Below are 5314 nucleotides of genomic sequence, written 5' to 3' on the forward strand. Positions count from 1 at the left end.
ATCCAGTCGAGGAGCATTTCCCCATTCTCGCAGCTGTCGCTATGCCGAGGAGCGCAGTGGGGCAGGCAGCAGCCGTTTTTCGATCGCGTCGAAACCGTATTGCACGGCCAGCGCCAGCACCGCCGCCGGCAGCGCGCCGGCCAGCATCGCCGCGCTGTCGTTGACCGCCAGGCCCGCGACGATGCGCTCGCCGAAGCCGCCGGCGCCGATGAAGGCGGCGACGGTCGCGGTGCCGACGTTGATCACCGCCGCCGTCTTGACCCCCGCCAGCAGCGTCGGCGCGGCCAGCGGCAGCTGCACATGGCGCAGCGTCTGCCGCGGCGTCAGGCCGAGCGACAGCGCCGCCTGCGCCAGCCCCACCGGCACGCCCTGCAGCCCGGCATGCGTGTTGCGCACGATCGGCAGCAGCGCATAGAGGAACAGCGCGATCAGCGCCGGCAGCAGCCCGATGCTGCCGACCACCGCGATCAGGAAGGCCAGCAGCGCGAGCGACGGCACCGTCTGCAGCACCGACACCACGCCCATCACGACACCGGCGCTGCGCGGCCAGCGCCACGCCGCCACGCCGAGCGGCACGCCGACCAGCACCGCCACCGCCAGCGAGCCGAACACCAGCAGCAGGTGCTGCCCGGCGAGCCGCGCGAAATCGGGGCCGAACAACCGCTGCATGAACGTGACCGGCTTCGAGGCTGCCGCCGCGCTGCCCGACAGGAACTGCCGTGCGACCTCGGCGAAACTCTTGCCGTCGAGCTCGACCTGGGCGTTCAGCGAGATCATCGCCGCCTCGTCGATGYGACCGGCCAGCGATTGCAGCGGCGCCGGATCGAGCGCGGCGCGCATCAGCAGCACCGCGTCGTACTTCGGGAAGAAGTTCAGGTCGTCCTTCAGCACGCGCAGCTGGTAGCGGCCGACCTTCGCGTCGGTGCTGTAGATGTCGATCAGGTCGATGCGGCGCGCCGCGACCGCGTCGTAGGCCAGGCCGTGGTCCAGGCCGGCCGGCTTGTCGTAGCCGAGCTGGTAGGCCGCCTTCAGCGCCGGCCAGCCGTCGGCACGCTCCAGGAACTCGTGCGACAGCCCCAGCCGCAACGCCGCCGCCTGCGGCTTCAGCAGGTCGGAGATGCGCTCGATGCCGAGCTGCTGCGCCTGCGATTCGAGCATCGCGAGCGCATAGGTGTCGTTGAAGCCGAGCGGCACCGCGGCCTTCAGCCCGCGCGGGGCCAGCCACGCGTTCAGCTCGTCGAGCGACGGGTTGCCCTCGCGCTTCAGCAGCTCGCGCACGATGGTGCCGGTGTATTCGGGGTAGACGTCGACCGCGCCGCTCGCCAGCGCCTGCTCCAGGATGCCGGTGTTGCCCAGGCCCTGCTTGTGCGTGGCCGCGATGCCGGCGCGCTCATAGGTCTGGCGCACGATCTCGCCGAGCACGTACGACTCGGTGAAGCGCTTGGAGCCGACGGTGACGCTGTCGGCCGCGTGCGCGCCGGCGCCACACGCCATCAGCAGGCCCGTCAGCAAGCCGGCAGCGACGGCGCGCAACGCCTTCATCCCTTCAGCGCCGCGGCGTTGATGGGGGTGGGCGGGTGGCCGGCGTTGGGCCCGAAGCCGAGCGCGGCGATCAGGTTGTCGGCCGCGAGGTTGGCCATCGCGCGCCGCGTCGCGATCGTCGCGCTCGCGATGTGCGGCGTCAGCACGACGTTGGGCACCGTCAGCAGGGCGGGGTTCAGCGCCGGCTCGCCCTCGAACACGTCGAGCCCGGCCGACGCGATGCGCCGCTCGGCCAGCGCCTGCGCGAGCGCCGCATCGTCGACRACGCCGCCGCGCGCGATGTTGGTCAGCGTCGCGCTGCGCTTCATCTGCGCGAGCTCGGCCGCGCCGATCGCATGGTGCGAGGCCGGCGAGTACGGCACCACGATCACCAGGTGGTCGGCATCGCGCAGCAGCGCCTCTTTCGAGACGTAGCTCGCGCGGCATTCGGCCTCGATGGCGGGCGCGAGCCGCGAGCGGTTGTGGTAGATCACCTTCATGCCGAAACCGAGCGCGCCGCGCTTCGCGATGCCCTGCCCGATGCGGCCCATGCCGAGGATGCCGAGCGTCGCGCCGTGCACGTCGCCGCCAGCGAACATGTCGTAGGACCACTTCTTCCAGTCGCCGCGGCGCAGGAAGTGCTCCGATTCGGCGATGCGCCGCGCCGCCGCCATCATCAGCGCGAAGCCGAAATCGGCGGTGGTCTCGGTCAGCACGTCGGGCGTGTTGGTGCACAGCACGCCGCGTGCGTTGCAGGCGTCGACGTCGATGTTGTTGTAGCCGACCGCCATGTTGCACACCGCCTTCAGCTGCGGGTTGGCATCGAGCACCTCGGCATCGAAGCGCTCGCTGCCGGTGGCGAGCACGCCCTGCTTGCCGGCCAGGTGCTGGATCAGCTCGGGCTTCTTGAAGACGCGGTCTTCCGGGTTGTCCTGCACGTCGAAGTGCGCCCGCAGGCGATCGACGATGTCGGGAAAGATGGCACGCGAGACGAGTACGGCAGGCTTCATGTCATTTCCTCTTTTTCAACAAGCAGGTCAGAACCAGATCAGGGTCATCAGCACGAACAGCGGCAGCAGCACGGCCATCGACCAGCCCATGTAGCCGAAGAAGCCGGGCATCCGGATGCCGCGGCTTTCGGCCACCGCTTTCACCATCAGGTTGGGCGCATTGCCGATGTACGAGTTGGCGCCCATGAACACCGAGCCGGCCGAGATCGCGACCAGCGTGGTGGCGTACTGCGTCATCAGCTGCTGCGCATCGCCGCCGGCGGCGTTGAAGAACACCAGGTAGGTCGGCGCATTGTCCAGAAACGACGACAGCGTGCCGGCGGCCCAGAAATACATCCCCGGCCGCGGCGTGCCATCGGGCGCGGTGACGGCCGACACGATCGCGCCGAACGGCCCGTCGACGCCGGCGCGCAGCATCGCGATGACCGGGATGATGGTCAGGAAGATGCCGGCGAACAGCTTCGCGACCTCGACGATCGGGCCGAAGCTGAACTGGTTCTGCGCGTGGGCCGAGGGCGGGGTGAGGAACCAAGAGGTTGCGGCGATCGCGAGCAGGCCGAGGTCGCGCGCGAGGCCTTGCCAGGTGATCTCGGCACCGGCCAGCGTGAACGCGACGCCCCCCTTCCAGACGCCGCTCATCAGGATCAACCCGGCCACGCCGGCCAGCAGCGCGAGGTTGACCGTGCCCTCGATGCCGAAGCCGCGCGTGTCCGGCGTCGGGTCGACGGGACGCGGCTCGTCCTGGCGGCAATACCAGCGGTCGATCACCCAGAAGATCGCGAGCAGCGTGCCCACCATGAACAGCGTGTGCGGCAGCAGGTGCACCAGCGTCCACGAGAACGCCACGCCCTGCAGGAAACCGAGGAAGAGCGGCGGATCGCCCAGCGGCGTCAGCGCGCCGGCTGCGTTCGACACGATGAAGATGAAGAACACCACGACGTGGGCCGTGTGGCGCCGGTGGTCGTTCGCGCGGATCAGCGGGCGGATCATCAGCATCGACGCGCCGGTGGTGCCCATCACGCTGGCCAGCACCGCGCCGATCGCCATCAGCGCGACGTTCAGCCCCGGGCCGCCGTGCAGGTTGCCACGCACGAAGATGCCGCCGGCGACGATGAACAGCGTGGCCAGCAGCACGATGAACGGGATGTACTCGCCGACCGCGGCATGCACCAGGCCGTGCCACGCGGCATCGAGACCGGAGCGCGCCGCCTGCGGCACGAGGTAGGCGAGCGCCCACGCAGCCACCACCTTGCCGTAGTGCCGGTGCCAGAAGCCCGGCACGGCGAGCGGCAGCAGCGCGATCGACAGCAGCAATCCTGCGAACGGCAGGCCCCACAGCGGCCCGAGCATCAGCCGAGGAAGCGCGTGAAGCCGGCCACCGGCTCGCGCTCGGTGACCAGCGTGTTCTCGACCGCGGCCGGATCGGCGACGCCGAGCGACATGCCGCACACCAGCATCTCGTCGTCGCACGCGCCCAGCTGCGGCAGGATGATGCGGTGGAACTGCGTGAAGGCCGCCTGCGGGCAGGTGTCGAGGCCGCGGGCGCGCGCGGCGACCATCACGTTCTGCAGGAACATGCCGTAGTCGAGCCAGCTGCCCTGCTGCATCACGCGGTCGATCGTGAACATCAGGCCGACCGGCGCGTCGAAGAACACGTAGTTGCGGCCGTGCTGCGCATGCATGCGCGGCTTGTCGCCCTTGGTGATGCCGAGCAGGCCGTAGAGGTCCCAGCCGACCTTGCGGCGGCGGTCGATGTAGGGCGGGCGCCATTCCACCGGGTAGTAGGCGTACTCCTCGCGGTGCTGCGCCGCGACTGCGGGGTCGTCGTAGACGGCGGTGATGTCGCGCGCCAGCGCCTGCAGCGGCTCGCCRGTCAGCACGTAGACCTTCCACGGCTGCGTGTTGGTGCCCGACGGCGCACGCGATGCGACGCGCAGGATGTCCTCGATGGTCTCGCGCGGGATCGGCGTCGGCAGGAAGGCGCGCAGCGAGCGGCGCGAGGTGATCGCTGCGTCGACGGCGGCGGTCTGCTCGGGGGTCGGCGGGGGGAGCGGGAGATTCACGGGCGCAATCCTTCAAGGGCCTGGGTCAGGACATCCGGCAACGCGGCCGGGCGGCGCGTCGCGCGGTCGACATAGACATGCACGAAATGGCCGCGTGCCGCACACAGCAGCTCGCCGGCGGCGAACAGGCCGATCTCGTAGCGCACGCTGGAGCCGCCGACGTGGGCGACGCGCAAGCCGGCATCGACCATCTGCGGGAACGCGATCGGCGCGAAGTAGTTGCAGTGGGTCTCGACCACCAGCCCGATCACCGCGCCGGCGTGGATGTCGAGCGCGCCGGCCTCGACCAGGTAGCGGTTGACCGCGGTGTCGAACAGGCTGTAGTAGACGACGTTGTTGACGTGGCCGTAGGCGTCGTTGTCCATCCAGCGCGTCGACAGGCTCGTGAAGTGCCGGTAGGCGCTGCGTGCTTCGGGTTGCGGGCGGATGGGCGGCGTGGGAGGCATCGTCATGGCGCTGCATTGTTCCATTGCTCGCGGCTGGCCAGCGCCTCGCGCAGCGTCGTGAGCTGCACCGCGACGGTGTCGGCGATCTCGCGGCCGTAGCCGCCAGCCATGCTGACCGCGACCGGAATGCGGCGCTCGCGGGTGGCAGCGAAGACACGGCGGTCGCGCTCGGCGAGGCCCGCGGCCGTGAGCTTCAGGCGGCCCAGGCGGTCGCCCTCGTGCGGATCGGCACCGGCCAGGTAGAACACCAGCCCCGGCGCGCCGTGCGCATGGC

General features: G+C 70.2%; 5 protein-coding genes and 1 pseudogene. All 6 read right to left on the reverse strand.

Annotated elements, in window-relative coordinates:
* Positions 1 to 39 precede the first annotated feature (39 nt).
* Positions 40 to 1542 carry an ABC transporter permease/substrate-binding protein gene (locus AC1D01_RS19475; protein ID WP_477869160.1) on the reverse strand — a complete coding sequence of 501 codons (1503 nt, stop codon included), beginning with the start codon at positions 1540 to 1542 and terminating at the stop codon, positions 40 to 42.
* The gene (locus AC1D01_RS19480) at positions 1539 to 2531 is read right to left on the reverse strand and encodes a 2-hydroxyacid dehydrogenase (protein WP_477869162.1); all 993 of its coding nucleotides are present in this window, start codon (positions 2529 to 2531) and stop codon (positions 1539 to 1541) included. Before AC1D01_RS19480 ends, AC1D01_RS19475 begins: the two co-directional genes overlap by 4 nt.
* A 27-nt stretch (positions 2532 to 2558) precedes the next feature.
* Positions 2559 to 3881: a sodium:proton antiporter gene (locus AC1D01_RS19485; protein WP_477869164.1), complete on the reverse strand. Its 1323-nt coding sequence runs from the start codon at positions 3879 to 3881 to the stop codon at positions 2559 to 2561.
* On the reverse strand, positions 3881 to 4594 hold the full coding sequence (locus tag AC1D01_RS19490; RefSeq protein WP_477869166.1) for a nitroreductase: 714 nt from the start codon (positions 4592 to 4594) through the stop codon (positions 3881 to 3883). The genes AC1D01_RS19485 and AC1D01_RS19490 overlap by 1 nt, the downstream gene beginning before the upstream one ends.
* Positions 4591 to 5046, reverse strand: a complete 456-nt coding sequence (locus tag AC1D01_RS19495) for an acyl-CoA thioesterase (protein WP_477869168.1) — start codon at positions 5044 to 5046, stop codon at positions 4591 to 4593. Before AC1D01_RS19495 ends, AC1D01_RS19490 begins: the two co-directional genes overlap by 4 nt.
* A pseudogene (locus tag AC1D01_RS19500) lies at positions 5043 to 5314 on the reverse strand (histone deacetylase); the annotation flags it as partial. The pseudogene AC1D01_RS19500 and the gene AC1D01_RS19495, both read right to left, overlap by 4 nt.

The sequence above is a fragment of the Rhizobacter sp. P3_B12 genome, assembly GCF_056402895.1.

Coding starts and splice junctions, on each gene's coding strand:
- AC1D01_RS19485 (WP_477869164.1), bottom strand. CDS start 3,881: ATGCTCGGGCCGCTGTGGGGCCTGCCGTTCGCAGGATTGCTGCTGTCG.
- AC1D01_RS19495 (WP_477869168.1), bottom strand. CDS start 5,046: ATGACGATGCCTCCCACGCCGCCCATCCGCCCGCAACCCGAAGCACGC.